The organism is Planomonospora sp. ID91781 (genome assembly GCF_015711595.1).
In the GTDB taxonomy this organism is placed as follows: Bacteria; Actinomycetota; Actinomycetes; order Streptosporangiales; family Streptosporangiaceae; genus Planomonospora; species Planomonospora parontospora.
In genome coordinates, this window is sequence record NZ_JABTEY010000003.1 from 620,981 (window position 1) to 638,070 (window position 17,090).

The window sequence follows — 17,090 nt, forward strand, 5'->3', positions numbered from 1 at the left end:
GCCCCCATGTCCCCCCGCGTCCGGCGGCTCACGGCCACACTCGGCGCGCTGTTCGCCGCCTGTGTGACCATGACGTCCGCCTTCCCCGGGGCCGCGGAGGCAAGTCCCTTCGACGGGGTGCCGAACGGCGTCACGTCCATCACGCTGACCCGCAACAGCGCCGACATGAAGCGGATCGCGGGTTACTGGAGCCCGGTGCGTCTCAAGCAGGCCCAGAACAACACCCCCGCCATCCCAGAGGTCAAGCCCAGCGAAGCCGGCGAACCCGCACCGCCGCCCTCCGTCTCCCCCACACCCAGCGGCACGGGCAAGGCCACCACCGCCGCGGCGGCCGCGGGCGAGCAGGCCACCGCGACGACGGCCACCACGAGCGCCACGGGCGACCCCTCCGTCATCGAGCCCACGGCTCCCAAGAAGCGGACGGCGGACACCGGCGCCGTCCCCGTCACGGTCGGGAAGGTCTTCTTCCGGCTCGGGGGCAAGGACTACTGGTGCTCCGCCTCCTCGGTGGCCTCCGCCAACCGGAACCTGGTCGCGACGGCCGCGCACTGCGCCTACGACGCCAAGCTGGCGAGGGCCGCCGAATACTGGATCTTCATCCCGGGTTACGACAGGGGCGAGACCCCGTACGGGATCTACGTCGGCCACTCGTTGAATCTGCACGAGAGCTTCGTGGGCAAGGGCGACTACGACTACGACTACGCCTTCGTCACCGTGCACGACGGTTTCCGGTGGAAGCCGGGCAAGGCCGCGGGCTCCTATGAGATGGAGGCCGTCGGCAGCCTGGAGGACAACGTCGGCGGGCAGGGCCTGGCCTTCAAGCGCAGCCCCGGCAGGTACACCTTCGCCTTCGGCTACCCCGCCGCCCCCTACCTCGACGGCACCAAGCCCTTCGACGGCCAGGAACTGAAGTCATGCGACGGGCTGACCCGCAGGCAGGCGGCCCCCGCCCGCCTGGTGGAGTACGGCATCGCGCTGAAGTGCGGGTTCACCGCCGGCGCCAGCGGAGGCCCGTGGCTGATCGGCTATGACACCAGGAGCGCGCGCGGCTACCTCAACGGCGTCAACAGCTTCGCCTGGGACACCGACGTCGACAAGCGCTACGACCAGATCTCCTCGCCGTACTTCAGCCTGTCGACCTATGTCGTCTACAGGTACGCGGGAAGCCGCCGCGCGGACTGACCGCGCCCGATCCGGACGTTCCGGACATGATGAAGGGGCCTCGGCGATCCGCCGGGCCCCTTTTGAGCTCTGTTAGACGTACCGGGTCCGAAATCGGTGCCATCTCTTCGATGTGATGTACGTCACATTGTCTTCACTACCGAACGTAAACGACTAATTACGCCACATCAGTCACATCCATCCCAGTCTCTGCTCTAGCTGGGGAAACAGGAGCGTTTTCTCTCAAGTCACCACAAGATCCATTAAGGGGTTCTTGTGTAACGGAACGGTATCGGCAACCGGGGACGTCTCCGTCGTTCCCGGAGCGGCTTCCGCTTTTCAAGATCGGGCCTGTATGTTCCTGGCTATCCCTTTACTGACGCATGGGACGCAAGATGCGTTCCACGACAGACCAAGGAGTTTCCCTTGAAGCGCATCCTCCTCCCCGCCGGTGGCGCCATCCTGGCCACCGGTCTGCTGGCCGCCGGCCTGGCCGGCACCGCTCAGGCCGCCCCGGACTGGGCCCACGACACGATGGCCAAGGGCGCCCCCGAGGCCAAGAACGTCATCGAGTTCTGGACCGCCTCGAACTACGCGGCCCTGAAGAACGCCACCCCGTACTCCTGGGACGTCAAGGCCACCCCGTCGCTGAAGGTCGGCGGCGGCTACAGCCCCGACGGCAAGCCCGGCTCGGTCGTTCCGATCGGCGAGGAGAAGAAGTCCGCCTCCGTCGTCAAGAACATCAACCTGCCGAAGACCATCGGCAAGGTGTTCTTCGTCGACCAGGACGGCAAGCCCCGCTGGTGCTCCGGCTCCTCGATCCAGGGCAAGTACCGCAACCTGGTCGCCACCGCCGGTCACTGCGTCTACGACGAGGGCAAGAACGCCGAGGTCGCCAGCAACTGGATCTTCGTCCCCGGCTACTACCAGGGCAAGACCCCGTGGGGCATCTACGTCGGTAAGACCGCGTACACGCACTACGACTTCGCCGCGTTCGAGGACCGCGACCGCGACTACGCGTTCGTCACCGTCTACAACGGTGTCCAGATCGGTGGCCAGGGCACGGTCAAGGAAGTCTCCAAGGCCGAGTACGAGAAGTACGAGGGCCTGAAGGACGTCAAGGCCGTCGAGATCACCAAGGAGCAGTACGACAAGTGCGTGCTGAACCTGGGCGACTGCTTCTCCGAGGGCGCCGACGCCCCGGCTGACAAGGTCGGCCCCGACTACCCCGGCGCCGTGCTCGAGCGCGAGGAAGTCAACGAGAAGGCCTACACCGACGCCAAGGTCGGCAAGGGCAACGGCAACAAGCTGGGCGAGCCCGAGGTCGAGCACGTCACCAAGACCCAGTACGACGCCTACAAGGGTCTGGGCACCAAGAAGATCGTCGACGGCAACTACACGATCACGCACTACTACGTCCAGAAGTGGGTCAAGCCCGCCACGGCGAAGAAGTACTTCAAGAACGTGTACGTCATCGCCGAGGGCTTCATCAAGGACGTCGGTCGCCTCGGTGACAACGTCGGTGGCCAGGGCTTCGCCTGGAACCAGAAGACCGGCCAGAAGGTGTTCGTGTTCGGCTACCCGGCCGACGCCCACCCCGACGGCCACAAGGCCTACACCGGCATCACGCCGAAGTGGTGCTACGGCACCACCACCGGCAAGACCTACACCCACGCCGCGACCAAGGTCGAGGAGCACGTCGGCCTCAAGTGCGCGATGACCCCGGGCGCCGACGGCTCCCCGTGGCTCATCAAGTACAGCAACGCCAAGCGTCTGGGCTACGTCAACGGTGTCACCAGCCTCTTCGGTGACCAGGACAAGAACGACCGCTACGACCTGAGCACCTCGGCGTACTTCGACGGCGAGACCGCCGCGATCTACAACCAGGCTGCCAACGTGTGGTCCGGCTCGTTCGTCAAGTAAGACCCGACGAACACCTGAACCCGCAGGGGTCCACTCCCTGAAGGTTCACCCAGCTCCACCCGAGGGGCCCGGCGATTCGCCGGGCCCCTCGGCCATTTCCCCGGACGTTTCCCCGGCGGGACTCCGGACGGCCCCGGCCGTTTCCCCGCCCTGGACGCCGCAGCCGGCACGCGACAGCGGGACGGCTCCGGCGCACCGCCTCCTCGGCGCGTTCCGCCTGTCGGCTTCCGGGTCGCGGTCGCCCCGGCCATGGAGTCCGGCCCTCCCAGCACCAGCAGGCACCCGAAGAGGCCGCCCGCCCCGGTGAACCCGGCCCCGGGGCCACAGGGGCGCGGCTCTCGGATCCGTAGCGGGGGCGCATCCGGATCGTCCGATCCGATGGAGGACGCCCTTCCCTTCGGGAGGCGCCCGAAAGTCAGGGGGCCATCCGAAAGTCAGGGGGCCATCCGGAAGCCAGGAGGCCATCCGAAAGCAGCGGGACCCGGCCACCGCCGGATGCTTTCGGGTCCCATTAGACGTGGCAGGTCTGGAATCGGTGCCACCTCTTCTATGTGATCTGCGTCACGTAACGAACATAACCGAGCGTACGTGGACACTCACGGCACATCGGCACCACCTACAACATCCTTATGTTGATCTGCGAAAACTCCGCAGATCACACTCGCCGCCCTCTCTGCCGCAAACCTGAGATCAGGTAACGAAACGGTATCAGCCAGAGCAGGCCTCATTTTCGACCTCGGAGCGGCTTCCGCTTTTCAAGATCGGGCCTGTATGTTCCTGGCTATCCCTTTACTGACGCATGGGACGCAAGATGCGTTCCACGACAGACCAAGGAGTTTCCCTTGAAGCGCATCCTCCTCCCCGCCGGTGGCGCCATCCTGGCCACCGGTCTGCTGGCCGCCGGCCTGGCCGGCACCGCTCAGGCCGCCCCGGACTGGGCCCACGACACGATGGCCAAGGGCGCCCCCGAGGCCAAGAACGTCATCGAGTTCTGGACCGCCTCGAACTACGCGGCCCTGAAGAACGCCACCCCGTACTCCTGGGACGTCAAGGCCACCCCGTCGCTGAAGGTCGGCGGCGGCTACAGCCCCGACGGCAAGCCCGGCTCGGTCGTTCCGATCGGCGAGGAGAAGAAGTCCGCCTCCGTCGTCAAGAACATCAACCTGCCGAAGACCATCGGCAAGGTGTTCTTCGTCGACCAGGACGGCAAGCCCCGCTGGTGCTCCGGCTCCTCGATCCAGGGCAAGTACCGCAACCTGGTCGCCACCGCCGGTCACTGCGTCTACGACGAGGGCAAGAACGCCGAGGTCGCCAGCAACTGGATCTTCGTCCCCGGCTACTACCAGGGCAAGACCCCGTGGGGCATCTACGTCGGTAAGACCGCGTACACGCACTACGACTTCGCCGCGTTCGAGGACCGCGACCGCGACTACGCGTTCGTCACCGTCTACAACGGTGTCCAGATCGGTGGCCAGGGCACGGTCAAGGAAGTCTCCAAGGCCGAGTACGAGAAGTACGAGGGCCTGAAGGACGTCAAGGCCGTCGAGATCACCAAGGAGCAGTACGACAAGTGCGTGCTGAACCTGGGCGACTGCTTCTCCGAGGGCGCCGACGCCCCGGCTGACAAGGTCGGCCCCGACTACCCCGGCGCCGTGCTCGAGCGCGAGGAAGTCAACGAGAAGGCCTACACCGACGCCAAGGTCGGCAAGGGCAACGGCAACAAGCTGGGCGAGCCCGAGGTCGAGCACGTCACCAAGACCCAGTACGACGCCTACAAGGGTCTGGGCACCAAGAAGATCGTCGACGGCAACTACACGATCACGCACTACTACGTCCAGAAGTGGGTCAAGCCCGCCACGGCGAAGAAGTACTTCAAGAACGTGTACGTCATCGCCGAGGGCTTCATCAAGGACGTCGGTCGCCTCGGTGACAACGTCGGTGGCCAGGGCTTCGCCTGGAACCAGAAGACCGGCCAGAAGGTGTTCGTGTTCGGCTACCCGGCCGACGCCCACCCCGACGGCCACAAGGCCTACACCGGCATCACGCCGAAGTGGTGCTACGGCACCACCACCGGCAAGACCTACACCCACGCCGCGACCAAGGTCGAGGAGCACGTCGGCCTCAAGTGCGCGATGACCCCGGGCGCCGACGGCTCCCCGTGGCTCATCAAGTACAGCAACGCCAAGCGTCTGGGCTACGTCAACGGTGTCACCAGCCTCTTCGGTGACCAGGACAAGAACGACCGCTACGACCTGAGCACCTCGGCGTACTTCGACGGCGAGACCGCCGCGATCTACAACCAGGCTGCCAACGTGTGGTCCGGCTCGTTCGTCAAGTAAGACCCGACGAACACCTGAACCCGCAGGGGTCCACTCCCTGAAGGTTCACCCAGCTCCACCCGAGGGGCCCGGCGATTCGCCGGGCCCCTCGGCCATTTCCCCGGACGGTCAGGAAAAGTAACAGAACTCCCAGGAAGCCATGTAGCAGGGCAAAAGCACGAGCCGATAGGGTTTCGGGACCCCTCCTGTGACGCCTGTGACGTACCGGGCGCCCGCACACCGATACGTGGAGAGTCCATGAACCCCCGAGCACAGCACCTCCTCACCCGCGGCGGCGCGCTGACCGCCGCCGGCCTGACCTTCGCCGCTCTCACCGCCGCGGCGACGCCCGCTCAGGCCGCCCCTGACTGGGCCCGCGACAACCTCTCCCCCACCAAGTCCCTCGCCCTCTCCACCGCGAACTTCTGGCTCGACTCCAACGGAGCCGCCCTGAAGAAGGCGACGCAGTACAACCGGGACGCCAAGGCCGTGACCGCGCTGGTCGCGAGCCGCAGCCAGTCCGTCGCCGACGGCAAGGCCGGCGCGGTGGCCCCCATCGGCGGTGAGAAGGCCGCCACCGCCAGGCTCAAGAACGTCAACCTGCCGAAGACCGTCGGCAAGGTGTTCTTCGTCGACCACAAGGGCGAGCACCGCTGGTGCTCGGCCACCTCGATCCAGTCGACCTACCGCAACCTGGTCTCCACGGCCGGGCACTGCGTCTACGACATCGAGGGCAACCGCGATGTCATGGACAAGTGGGTCTTCGTGCCCGGCTACTACCAGGGCAAGGCCCCCTGGGGCGTCTACGTCGGCCAGGCGGCGTTCACCCACTACAACTTCGCGGTCCACGAGGACTTCGACCACGACTACGCGTTCGTGGCCGTCTACAACGGCCTTCAGATCGGCGGCACCGGCACCACCAAGGCCGTCACCAAGGCCGAGTACGACAAGCACAAGGGCCTGAAGCACGTCAAGCCCACCGAGATCGACAAGGAGGAGTACGACAAGTGCCTGCGGGCGCTCGGCGACTGCTTCACCGAGGGCGCCGACACCCCGGCCGACAAGGTCGGCCCGGACTACCCCGGCGCCGTCATGGAGCGGGTCGAGGTCGACGCCCAGACCTACAAGGACGCCGCCGCAGGCAAGGGCAACGGCAACAAGCTCGGCGAGCCCGAGGTCGAGCACGTCACCAAGACGCAGTACGAGGCCTACGTCAAGGGCAAGCAGGACAAGCCCGCCGACTTCCCCGGCACCGTGTCCGACGCCGGCGGCAACTACACCATCACCCACCACTACGTCCAGAAGTGGATCAAGCCGGGTACGGCCAAGAAGTACTTCAAGAACGTCCACGTGATCGCGGACGGCTTCATCAAGGACGTCGGCCGCCTCGGCGACAACGTCGGCGGCCAGGGCTTCGCCTGGAACCAGAAGACCGGCCAGCCGGTCTACGCCTTCGGCTACCCCGGCGAGGCGCACCCCGACGGCGACAAGCCGTTCACCGGCGTGACCATGAAGTACTGCTACGGCAAGACCAACACCCGCACCTACGCCACCAACGCCTACAAGATCGAGAATCACCTGGCGCTGAAGTGCTCGATGACCGGCGGCGCCGACGGCGGCCCCTGGCTCGTCAAGTACGGCAACGCCAAGCGCCTCGGCTACGTCAACGGCGTGACCAGCGCCTTCCACGACCAGGACGGCAACGACCGGGTGGACTTCGTCAGCTCGCCGTACTTCGACGGTGACGCCGCGGGCGTCTACCGCGAGGCCGTCCAGGTCCGCAACGCGCGGATCGTCGGCGACAAGGGCGAGCTCCTCAAGTAGGAGCGGGGAACCGCCCTCGGGAAGGAGAAAGGGGTCCGGCACGCCGCCGGACCCCTTTTCCGTCCTCCCGTTCCCCACACCGCCCCGAGCCGCCGCATCGCCGGGCGGACAGGCGCCGACGGCGGAGCCGCTCCATCGCACCCGCCGAACCCCCGCCCTGCCCGCCGGAGCGCTCCCGCTCAGGCCGGGGTGAGCTCCCTGATCCGCTCGTTCAGCTCCACGACGGCGGGCTCCGCCGCGTGCGGCTCCAGCCTCCGGCGCAGGTCGGTCACGTAGGACCGGGTCCGCGCCGACTGCAACCCTCCCGCCAGCTCCAGCGCCTCGCCCGCCGCCGTGCAGGCCTCCTCCAGCTCGCCGCACTCCAGCAGCCCCGCGGCGAGCAGAGACAGGTTGAACATGCGCCCGCGGACGAACCGTCCGTCCATCTCCAGCGACCGCCGCGCGTGCCGTACGGCCTGCGTCCCGTCGCGCAGGTCGCGGAAGCAGTGGGCCACCTTGGCCGACAGGTAGGCCTCGTCGAAGTAGGCGATCCACTCGGGCTCGTCACCGGGTCTCCTGCGGTCGAAGGCCAGCTCGGCCTGGTGCAGCGCGGCGCGGCAGGCCGTACGGTCGCCCAGCAGGGCATGCGCGTGGGCCTCCAGCGCGTGCGCCTCGGCCAGCAGGGAGAAGACCCCGGCGCGCTGGGCCGAGAGCCGGGCGGCCCGGGCCAGGTCGAGGGCGTGGGCGGGTTGCCCGATGTAGGCGGCCTGGTGGCTCATCCCGGCGAGGATCTCCCCGCCGAGGCCGTGGTCCCCCGCCCCCCTGGCCAGGCGCAGCGCCTGGATCAGGTAGCGCTGGGCGACCCCGTGGTGCTCCAGGTCGTAGGCCATCCAGCCGGCCAGCCGGGTCAGCTCGGCGGCGGCCGAGGCGAGCTCCCTGCCGGTGGCCTCGGCGTAGGAGCCGTCGTTGAGCAGCGGGGCGACCGCGGTGTCGAGGTACTTCACCACCGCCGAGCGGATCCGGCCGCCGCCGAACCTGTTGTCCAGCTCGCCGAAGGACCGGGTGACCTCCCGGATCGCGGCGATGTCGGTCGTGCCCACCCGCCGGGAGCCGCCCGCGACGGGGCGGGACTCCGCGGGGAGGGTCAGCCAGCGCACCGCTCCGACCGAACCGGCCCCGATCGCGAAGGTGGAGTCGACCAGGAACCTGCGCCGCTCCACGTCCGCCCGCCACAGCGCCGTCACGCTCGCCACCCCCTCGTTCCAGGTGTGCGGGAACTCCTGCCCCACGTCGAGGGACGCAGTCGTCGCGGACATGCCCATGTCCTCCGGCGTGACCGTCCGGCCGAGCCGCAGCGAGAAGATCTCCGCGAGCAGGGCCGGGACCGGCTCGCGCGGGCGCTGGCCGCCGAGCCAGCGCAGGACGGAGCTGTGGTCGTACTTCAGCCCGGACAGCCCGCGCGCCCGGCCGAGCTCGTTGAGGTTGCGGGCCAGCCCCTTGTAGGTGAACCCGGCCTCGGCGATGAGCCGCTGAAGTGAGCGGTTCGGCTGGCGTTCCATCGTTCTCCTCGCCGTCGAGAATCACCGAGCGCATGGGGGTGCGCTCGGGCCGCCCGCGGGCACGACGGTGCCCGCGCATGCCCCGGCCCGGAAGGTAAAGGTAACGGAGAGAACTTGTTATAGCACGTTCCGTAAAAGAATTGAGATTCATCGGCAAAGAAGAGCCCCCGCCGGTCGGGCGGGGGCTCTTCGGGGAGTACGCCGGAAGACGGGCCGGTAGGGCCCGGGACCAGAAGCGATCAGAGTGGCCGCCGGATCGACCGGCTCGGCGGGAGCCGACGGCCTTCGGACGGGCGGGCGGTCCTCGGACGGGCGGGCGGGTGGCCCGGCCGCGCGGGACCGGCACCGGGTCAGAGCCGGGCGACCCCGTCGGCGCGGGCCTGGGCGACGACCGCGGCGGTGACCGCGGGGGCGACCCGCTCGTCGAACGGGCTGGGGATCACGTGGTCGGCGGAGAGCTCGTCGTCGCCGACCACCGCGGCCAGCGCCTCGGCGGCGGCGACCTTCATGTTCTCGGTGATGGTGGTGGCCCGCACGTCGAGCGCCCCGCGGAAGACGCCGGGGAAGGCCAGCACGTTGTTGATCTGGTTGGGGAAGTCCGAGCGGCCGGTGGCGACCACCCGGGCGTGCCTCCTGGCGACCTCGGGGTGGACCTCGGGCGTCGGGTTGGACAGCGCGAAGACGATCGCGCCCGGAGCCATCGAGGCGATGGCCCGCTCGGAGACCGTCGAGCCGGACAGTCCGACGAACACGTCGGCCCCGGCCAGCGCCTCCTCGGTGGAGCCGCGCAGGTCCGCCCGGTTCGTGTCGCGGGCCAGCGCCTCCTTGACCGGGTTGAGGTCGCCGCGGCCCCGGTGGACGATGCCCTTGGAGTCGGAGACCGCGATGTCGCCGATGCCCGCGTTCAGCAGGATGCGGCTGACCGCGACGCCGGAGGCGCCGGCGCCCGCCACCACGGCCCGCAGGTCGCCCAGCGAGCGGCCGGTCAGCCGGGCGGCGTTCTTCAGCGCGGCCAGCACGACGATCGCGGTGCCGTGCTGGTCGTCGTGGAAGACCGGGATGTCCAGCAGGTCGCGCAGCCGGTCCTCGACCTCGAAGCACCGGGGCGCGCTGATGTCCTCCAGGTTGATGCCGCCGAACGAGGGTGCGAGCCGGACGACGGTCTCGACCAGGGCGTCCACGTCGGTGCAGTCGAGGCAGATCGGCACGGCGTCGACGCCGGCGAACTCCTTGAACAGCAGGGCCTTGCCCTCCATGACGGGCATGGCGGCGGCGGGACCGATGTCACCGAGCCCGAGCACCGCGGTGCCGTCGGAGACGACGGCCACGACGTTCGAGACCCAGGTGTAGTCGGATGCGAGCTCGGGCTCCTCGGCGATCGCGGTGCAGACCTTGGCCACGCCCGGGGTGTAGGCGAGGGACAGGTCGTCGGCGTTGCGGACCGGGACGGACGAGCGGACCTCCAGCTTGCCCCCGCGGTGCAGGGCGAAGGCCGGGTCCAGATCGAGGGCTTCGAGGGAGATGGAAGATGGCGAGATTGCCACAGCGACCCCTGTAATCAGTCAGACGGACATTTCCTTCGTAGGCGCCGCAGGAGGCTGGCCCGGCTTCGGTAGCCGCTCGGGACGTGCTCGCTGGAGACGGTCGCCTGGAGGGGTTCGGGGGTCACCCGTTGCTCGATTGTGCCACATGGTGAGACTCCGGCAGGTGACAGGTGGCCCACACTTTCGTTACCGCGGACGTTAACCCGCTCACATGTAATACTTGAACCCCTGAACACCCCTTACTCCGACTCCTCTACGGAAACTCCCGGTGGACCTGATCTCCTACGCCGAGCTGGCCGTGCTGCTCGTCAACAACCCCGACCGCCTCACCGGCCTGGAAGGGCTGCGGACCCTGCTGGAGGAGAGCGGCCGCCCCCGGCAGACCGACCGCCTCACCCCCGGGGACCTCGACGCCCTGCGCGGCCTGCGCGAGGAGCTCGTGGCCGTCTTCGAGGCCGCGGCCGGCGGGGACGAGCGGGAGGTCGTCGACCGGCTCAACGCGCTGCTCCGCCGCCACCCGGTCCACCCGCAGATCGCCGACCACGACGGCGAGCCGTGGCACCTGCACCTCACCGAGGGCGGGCGCTTCTGCGACCAGTACATCGTGGGCGCGGTGATGGGCCTGGCCACCATCGTCACCGACCTCGGCCCGGACCGGCTCGGGCTCTGCCGGGCGGCGCCGTGCCGCCGGGCCTATCTCGACACCTCCTCCAACCGGTCCCGGCGCTACTGCTCGGAGCGGTGCGCCAGCCGGGCCAACGTCGCCGCCTACCGGGCCCGGAAGAAGGTCGGCCAGGACAGCGGCGGCCGGTAGCGCGCGACCACCCGCCCCACCACCGGGACCGGGCCGAAGTCCCAGCTGTCCCGGCGGCCGGAGGCGCGCTGGTTGTCGCTCTCCAGCCACCAGCCCTCGCCGTCGCGCCACGCGGCGCGTTTGACGATCAGCCGGGACGGGTCGGCGGGGAGCCGGGCGAGGACGAGGTCCCCGGACCGGACCGGGGCGCCGCGCCGTACCCAGAGCCAGTCGCCGGGGCGCAGCGCGGGCAGCATGGAATCCCCCTCGACACGGACTCTCATGAGCGCGAACCCCCTTCCTGTACGGGCCTGCGAAGGCGAGTAAGGTCGTTCAAGGACCATGCTGATCTCAGCATCAAGGAAGGATTTTCCGATGCTCGCACGACTTCTGCGCCCCCGGCACGTCGCGTCCGCCCACTGCGACCTGCCCTGCGGCGTGTACGACCCGGCCCAGGCCCGCATCGAGGCCGAGTCCGTCAAGGCCATCATGGAGAAGTACGCCGCCAACGAGGACCCGGTCTTCCGCACGCGCGCGCTGATCATCAAGGAGGAGCGGGCCCAGCTGGTCAAGCACCACCTGTGGGTGCTGTGGACCGACTACTTCAAGCCGCAGCACCTGGAGGCCTACCCCCAGCTGCACCAGCTGTTCTGGGAGGCCACCAAGCTGGCGGGCGCCGCCGCGGCCAAGGGCACCGTCGACTCCTCCAAGGCCGACGAGCTCCTGGCCAAGATCGAGGAGATCTCCAAGATCTTCTGGGAGACCAAGGCCGCCTGATCCGCCGCCGCGGCCGGATTCGCGACCGCGCAGGGCACGGCGCACCGGCGTCCCGCGGGGCGCCGGTGGGCCGCTCCTCCCACCTCGCGGAACGTCCTTTTTTCCCGTTCCAAATCATCCCGATCGCGAGTCTGATCGGGCCAACAGCCATCCGGGGGCGGTAGGTTGCAGTCAGCGACCTTGCGAGGAGGAACGTGACTGAGCACACCGAGGCGCCCGCGGTCGACGCGGGCGGGATCCGTGACGTGGTGAGCGTCCGGCTGCCGGCTGTGAGCGCATATCTGTCCGTTTTACGTACGGCCACCGCAGGGCTGGCCGCCCGTCTGGACTTCACGCTGGACGAGATCGAGGATCTCCGGATCGCGGTCGACGAGGCGTGTGCGATGTTGTTGACCCAGGCCGTGCCGGGCACCGACCTGACGGCCGAGTTCGAGCTCACCGGACAGGAGATGCGGGTCCGGGTCGAGGTCAGCACGGTGGGCAGCTCCCCGCCCAAGCGCGACGAGTTCGCCTGGATGGTGCTCACCGCCCTGGCGGACGACGTGGACGCCGTGACCGACTCCCCCGACCGTATGGCGATCGTGCTCCGCAAGCGTCGAGGCGCGGCGAGGCCGGCGTGACGGAAAGGACTCGTGCCATGGCCACCAGCGACCACGCGGTCCCCGACAGGGTTCGCGCGCGCACGCTCTTCGGTGAACTGGCGGAGTTGACCCCCGACGACCCGCGACGCCAGCGCATCCGTGACGAGCTCGTCGAGCTCCACCTGCCCCTGGTCGAATACCTCGCCCGGCGCTTCCGCAACCGGGGCGAGTGGCTCGACGACCTGACGCAGGTCGCGACCATCGGCCTGATCAAGTCGATCGACCGCTTCGACCTGGACCGCGGGGTGGAGTTCTCCACCTACGCCACGCCCACCATCGTGGGCGAGATCAAGCGGCACTTCCGCGACAAGGGCTGGGCGGTCCGGGTGCCGCGCCGCCTGCAGGAGCTGAAGCTCTCGCTCACCAAGGCGATCAGCGAGCTGTCGCAGCGCGAGGGGCGGGCGCCCACCGTCGCCGAGCTCGCGGCGTTCCTGAAGATGAGCGAGGAGGAGGTGCTCGAGGGTCTGGAGTCGGCCAACGCCTACTCCACGGTCTCCCTGGACGCCCCCGACTCCGGCGACGACGACGCGCCCGCGGTGGCCGACTCCCTCGGCATCGTGGACGACTCCCTGGAGGGCGTCGAATACCGCGAGTCCCTCAAGCCGCTGCTCGAGCGGCTCCCGCCGCGCGAGAAGCGGATCCTGCTGCTGCGGTTCTTCGGCAACATGACGCAGTCGCAGATCGCCACCGAGCTGGGCATCTCGCAGATGCACGTCTCCCGGCTGCTGGCCAGGACCCTGACCCAGCTCCGCGAGGGCCTCACGGCCGAGGACTGACCGGCCGGTCCGGCCTGCCGGACCGGCCTGCCGCTCAGGCCCCGCCGCTCCCGACTCCGTCCGACGGCTCCGCGTCCCCGTAGAGGACCCGGGTCGTCGGCGGGGAGAGCAGCGCGACCAGCGCGGTCACCACCGCGGCGGCCAGGAGGCCGCCGAGCGGGGCCCGGTCCGACTGGAAGAGCGTGACCACGACCGGGACCATGAAGATCTGGGTCAGCACCCCCGGGCTCCGCGTCCACTTCTCGGCCCGCAGCAGTCCCCAGGCCACCCGGAGCAGGATCGCTCCCACGAGGAGCCCGAAACCGGCGACGAAGGCCGAGCTCATCGCATCGGACGGGTTCCCGACCACGGTCTCGACCGCGACGTAGCCGCCGAGGAGCAGGGCGGTGAGTCCTTCCAGCGCGAGGACGGCGGCGGCGACGGTGAGGGTCGGCGGGCGGTTCTGCACAGGGCAACCCTACAGCCGACGTCGATAGACACCGCTTTCGCCGCCTCTGGGCTGTTATTGCCGGATACGCTGGCGCCATGCGCGCGATGCTCCTGGTGAACCCCAAGGCCACGACCACCAACCAGCGGACGCGGGACGTGCTCATCAGGGCGCTGGGCGCGACGATGGACCTGACGGTCGAGGAGACCGGCTACCGGGGGCACGCGGCCCATCTCGCCCGTACGGCCCACGCCGACGGTTTCGGCGTGGTCGCGGTGCTCGGCGGCGACGGCACGATCAACGAGACGGTGAACGGCCTGCTCGACGCCGAGGAAGGCGAGGTGGCGGCTGACCGGCCGGCGCTGCTGGTGATCCCCGGCGGGAGCGCGAACGTCTTCGCCCGGGCGCTCGGCCTGCCGAACGACCCGGTCGAGGCCACCGGAGTGGTGCTGGAGGCGGTCGGCCGTGACCGGCGGCGCACGGTGGGGCTCGGCCAGGCCCTGTGGGACGGGCACAGCCGCTACTTCACGTTCTGCAGCGGCCTGGGGTACGACGCCGAGGTCATCCGGGCGGTCGAGGGGATGCGCGGCACGGGCCGCAAGGCCACTCCCGCGCGCTACGTCAACACCGCGCTGCGCCACTACCTGTCGACCGACAAGCGCCACGCCGCGATGCGCCTGGAGGGTCCCGGCGTGCCCCCGGCCGACGGCATCTTCATGGCGGTGGTCTCCAATACCTCGCCCTGGAGCTTCATCGGCCCTCGGCCGGTCTGCCCGACCCCCTGGGCCAGCTTCGAGACGGGGCTGGACCTCCTGGGGCTGCAGCGTCTCGGCCTGCCGTCCATGCTCAGCCTGATGCCGCAGATCATGGGGACGCGCGACACCCTGCCGACCGGCCGGCACCTGGTGCAACTCCACGACGAGAAGGAGTTCACGCTGACCGCCGAGCGGCCGGTGGCCTTCCAGCTCGACGGCGACTATCTGGGGGAGGTCGAGCAGGTGATCTTCCGCTCTACCCCCAATGCGTTACAAGTACTGGCATAGCGGGTTACATATCGTCATTGTGTGACGTATCCGACACTCCTATCCCCCAAAACCTTTTACCAAACCTCTTGCCTGCACTCGGGGTAGCTGACACTCTCAGCAGTGACGTCGGAACGTAGGACCTTTGAGTGGCCACCTTCACTCTGAGGCCACCGGCGATCACCGCGAACACTCCCGGACCGACCCAGGGCCGGGAGGTCGCTCGCGCTTGTTAGTGAAAGTCTTCACAAAGTGAGCCGTCGGAGCCGCGCAAGGGCTCCTCTTACGAAGGAGTGGACGCATGGACTGGCGCCACCGAGCTGCCTGCCGTGACGTGGACCCCGAGCTGTTCTTCCCGATCGGCAACACCGGCCCCGCCCTGATGCAGATCGAAGAGGCCAAGCAGGTCTGCCGTACGTGCACCGTGAGCGAGGCCTGCCTGAAGTGGGCTCTGGAGTCCGGGCAGGACGCCGGCGTCTGGGGCGGCCTGAGCGAGGACGAGCGCCGCGCCTTCAAGCGCCGCACGGCCCGCGCCCGCGCCCGCGCCACCGCCTGACGCACCGCGCAGCCTGACGCGCACCGCACGGCCCGCGCCCGCGCCATCGCCTGACGCACCGCACGGCCCGCGCCACCGTCTGAGGCGTCGCCCACGCCTGAAGCGCCACCCCGCAGCCTGACCGGCACGGGCCCCGGGACCGACCGGGGCCCCGCCGCGGCGGCCCGCACCGCCGCCCGGCCGCTCTCCGCAGACCGCGTCAGGTCCCCGGCAGGGGGATCGCCAGGGTGACCTCGGTCCCGCCGCCCTGGCGCGGCTCGATGGCCAGCCGCCCGGAGAGCTCCCCGACCACCAGGGTCCGCACGATCTGCAGTCCCAGACTGGTGGACGACTCGAGGTCGAACCCCTCGGGCAGGCCGGCGCCGTCGTCGGAGACGATCACGTCCAGCCGGTCGGCCTCCCGAGAGACGATCACCTGGAGCCTGCCCGGCCGCTGCGCCAGCCCGTGCTGGACCGCGTTCTGCAGCAACTCGGTGAGGACCATCGCCAGCGGGGTGGCGATCTCCGACTTCAGCACCCCGAACGTCCCGACGCGGCGCGGCACCACCTGCGCCTCCGGGGCCGACACCTCGCTCGCCATCGCGATCACCCGGTCGGCGATGTCGTCGAAGTCCACCTGCTCCTCGGGCGTGTGGGACAGCGTCTCGTGCACGATCGCGATCGACCCGACCCGGCGCACCGCCTCCTCCAGGGCCTCCCGCCCCTCCGGCACCTGCAACCGCCTGGCCTGCAGCCGCAGCAGCGCCGCCACCGTCTGCAGGTTGTTCTTCACCCGGTGGTGGATCTCCCGGATGGTGGCGTCCTTGGTCATCAGCTCGCGCTCGCGCCGCCGCAGCTCGGTCACGTCGCGGATGAGCACCAGCGCGCCGATCCGCCCGCCCCCGACCACCAGCGGGATCGCCCGCAGCTGCACGACCGTGCCGCCCGCCTCCACCTCGGTCTCCCGGGGCTCCCGGCCGCTCGCCACGATCATCAGGTTCTCGTTGATGGGCTCGTCGGCGTAGCAGAGCGTGGCGGTCGTACGGCCCAGCTCTGCGCCGACCAGGTCCGCGGTCAGGCCCAGCCGCCGGTAGGCCGACAGGGCGTTGGGCGAGGCGTAGGTCACCCGGCCCGCCCGGTCGAGCCGGAGCAGGCCGTCGCCCACGCGCGGCGAACGCACCAGGATCGGCTCCGCGCCGGAGAACGGGAAGCGGCCCTCGGCCACCATCTGGGCCAGGTCCGAGGCGCTCTGCAGGTAGGTGAGCTCCAGGCGGGACGGCGTGCGCGCCGACGACAGGTTCGTCGAGCGCTGGATCACCCCGAGGTAGCGCTGCCCGGGAGCCGCCCCGTTCGCCGGCCCGACGGAGGCGGACCCGTTCGCCGGCCCGACGGAGGCGGACCCGTTCGCCGCCCCGACGGAGGCGGACCCGCCGGACGCGAGCCCACCGGGCACGGGCCCGCCGGACGCGCATCCGCCGAGGGCGCCTCCGGCCGGGTCCGCCCGCCGTACCGGGATGGTCTCCTCCCGCACCGGGACGCCGGTGGACCAGTCGGGGTCGCCCTCACGGCAGATCCTCCGCTCGTCCCAGGCGGTATCGATGAGCTCGCGCTCGCCCCTGGCGATGGTCGTGCCCACGACGTCGTCGTGGTAGACGGTGGGCCCGGTGGTGGGGCGCATCTGCGCGACCGCGATCCACCCCGACCCGTCCTTCAGGGGAATCCACAGGATGAGGTCGGCGAACGACAGATCGGCCAGAAGCTGCCAGTCGGAGACCAGCGAGTGCATCCACTCGAGGTCCGCATCGTCGAGC

At 69.6% G+C, this 17,090-nt stretch carries 15 protein-coding genes; 10 read left to right on the top strand and 5 right to left on the bottom strand.

The features are described from left to right. The first annotated feature begins 6 nt into the window (after positions 1–6). From HS048_RS33065 to HS048_RS33080, 4 genes are all read left to right on the top strand, one after another. Positions 7–1,182 (top strand): serine protease, encoded by a 1,176-nt coding sequence (locus tag HS048_RS33065; protein ID WP_196469843.1) that lies wholly within the window; start codon positions 7–9, stop codon positions 1,180–1,182. Between the two features lie 405 nt (positions 1,183–1,587). Continuing rightward, positions 1,588–3,084 (top strand): serine protease, encoded by a 1,497-nt coding sequence (locus HS048_RS33070; protein WP_196469844.1) that lies wholly within the window; start codon positions 1,588–1,590, stop codon positions 3,082–3,084. A gap of 842 nt (positions 3,085–3,926) precedes the next feature. Further along, complete coding sequence (locus tag HS048_RS33075; RefSeq protein WP_196469844.1) at positions 3,927–5,423, top strand: serine protease; 1,497 nt, start codon at positions 3,927–3,929, stop codon at positions 5,421–5,423. Positions 5,424–5,660: 237 nt separating this feature from the next. Beyond that, positions 5,661–7,226 carry a hypothetical protein gene (locus HS048_RS33080; protein ID WP_196469845.1) on the top strand — a complete coding sequence of 522 codons (1,566 nt, stop codon included), beginning with the start codon at positions 5,661–5,663 and terminating at the stop codon, positions 7,224–7,226. Positions 7,227–7,405: 179 nt separating this feature from the next. Here the strand turns inward: HS048_RS33080 and HS048_RS33085 are convergent, their stop codons facing one another. Both HS048_RS33085 and HS048_RS33090 read right to left on the bottom strand, forming a co-directional pair. Beyond that, a complete protein-coding gene (locus HS048_RS33085; protein WP_068897743.1) occupies positions 7,406–8,764 on the bottom strand; it encodes a hypothetical protein in 1,359 nt (452 codons plus the stop codon). A gap of 350 nt (positions 8,765–9,114) precedes the next feature. Continuing rightward, positions 9,115–10,308: an NADP-dependent malic enzyme gene (locus HS048_RS33090; RefSeq protein WP_153054293.1), complete on the bottom strand. Its 1,194-nt coding sequence runs from the start codon at positions 10,306–10,308 to the stop codon at positions 9,115–9,117. Between the two features lie 268 nt (positions 10,309–10,576). Between HS048_RS33090 and HS048_RS33095 the strand changes: the two genes are divergently transcribed. After that, positions 10,577–11,122, top strand: coding sequence for an ABATE domain-containing protein (locus HS048_RS33095; protein ID WP_068897745.1), 546 nt, complete (start codon positions 10,577–10,579; stop codon positions 11,120–11,122). Here the strand turns inward: HS048_RS33095 and HS048_RS33100 are convergent. Next, positions 11,077–11,445, bottom strand: a complete 369-nt coding sequence (locus HS048_RS33100) for a S24 family peptidase (protein WP_255529843.1) — start codon at positions 11,443–11,445, stop codon at positions 11,077–11,079. The two genes, HS048_RS33095 and HS048_RS33100, sit on opposite strands and share 46 nt — an antisense overlap. 31 nt (positions 11,446–11,476) lie before the next feature. On the opposite strand from HS048_RS33100, the gene sodN reads away from it, so the two are divergent. From sodN to HS048_RS33115, 3 genes are all read left to right on the top strand, one after another. After that, positions 11,477–11,878, top strand: a complete 402-nt coding sequence (gene sodN, locus HS048_RS33105) for a superoxide dismutase, Ni (RefSeq protein WP_068897747.1) — start codon at positions 11,477–11,479, stop codon at positions 11,876–11,878. 194 nt (positions 11,879–12,072) lie between these two features. Continuing rightward, on the top strand, positions 12,073–12,498 hold the full coding sequence (locus tag HS048_RS33110; RefSeq protein ID WP_068897748.1) for an anti-sigma factor: 426 nt from the start codon (positions 12,073–12,075) through the stop codon (positions 12,496–12,498). Between the two features lie 17 nt (positions 12,499–12,515). Continuing rightward, a complete protein-coding gene (locus HS048_RS33115; protein ID WP_196451701.1) occupies positions 12,516–13,295 on the top strand; it encodes an RNA polymerase sigma factor SigF in 780 nt (259 codons plus the stop codon). Between the two features lie 34 nt (positions 13,296–13,329). Here the strand turns inward: HS048_RS33115 and HS048_RS33120 are convergent, their stop codons facing one another. Further along, positions 13,330–13,743, bottom strand: coding sequence for a hypothetical protein (locus HS048_RS33120; protein ID WP_068897750.1), 414 nt, complete (start codon positions 13,741–13,743; stop codon positions 13,330–13,332). A gap of 77 nt (positions 13,744–13,820) precedes the next feature. On the opposite strand from HS048_RS33120, the gene HS048_RS33125 reads away from it, so the two are divergent. Both HS048_RS33125 and HS048_RS33130 read left to right on the top strand, forming a co-directional pair. Then, entirely contained in the window at positions 13,821–14,765 is a 945-nt protein-coding gene (locus HS048_RS33125; protein WP_191898280.1) for a diacylglycerol kinase family protein, read from the top strand. A 280-nt stretch (positions 14,766–15,045) separates the two neighbouring features. Beyond that, complete coding sequence (locus HS048_RS33130) at positions 15,046–15,300, top strand: WhiB family transcriptional regulator (protein ID WP_068897752.1); 255 nt, start codon at positions 15,046–15,048, stop codon at positions 15,298–15,300. 199 nt (positions 15,301–15,499) lie between these two features. Here HS048_RS33130 and HS048_RS33135 read toward each other — a convergent pair whose 3' ends face one another. Continuing rightward, complete coding sequence (locus HS048_RS33135) at positions 15,500–17,065, bottom strand: PAS domain-containing sensor histidine kinase (RefSeq protein ID WP_230882527.1); 1,566 nt, start codon at positions 17,063–17,065, stop codon at positions 15,500–15,502. Between the last annotated feature and the right edge of the window lie 25 nt (positions 17,066–17,090).

Coding starts and splice junctions, on each gene's coding strand:
- HS048_RS33065 (WP_196469843.1), top strand. CDS start 7: ATGTCCCCCCGCGTCCGGCGGCTCACGGCCACACTCGGCGCGCTGTTC.
- HS048_RS33080 (WP_196469845.1), top strand. CDS start 5,661: ATGAACCCCCGAGCACAGCACCTCCTCACCCGCGGCGGCGCGCTGACC.
- HS048_RS33085 (WP_068897743.1), bottom strand. CDS start 8,764: ATGGAACGCCAGCCGAACCGCTCACTTCAGCGGCTCATCGCCGAGGCC.
- HS048_RS33100 (WP_255529843.1), bottom strand. CDS start 11,445: ATGGTCCTTGAACGACCTTACTCGCCTTCGCAGGCCCGTACAGGAAGG.
- sodN (WP_068897747.1), top strand. CDS start 11,477: ATGCTCGCACGACTTCTGCGCCCCCGGCACGTCGCGTCCGCCCACTGC.
- HS048_RS33115 (WP_196451701.1), top strand. CDS start 12,516: ATGGCCACCAGCGACCACGCGGTCCCCGACAGGGTTCGCGCGCGCACG.
- HS048_RS33125 (WP_191898280.1), top strand. CDS start 13,821: ATGCGCGCGATGCTCCTGGTGAACCCCAAGGCCACGACCACCAACCAG.
- HS048_RS33130 (WP_068897752.1), top strand. CDS start 15,046: ATGGACTGGCGCCACCGAGCTGCCTGCCGTGACGTGGACCCCGAGCTG.
- HS048_RS33135 (WP_230882527.1), bottom strand. CDS start 17,065: ATGCACTCGCTGGTCTCCGACTGGCAGCTTCTGGCCGATCTGTCGTTC.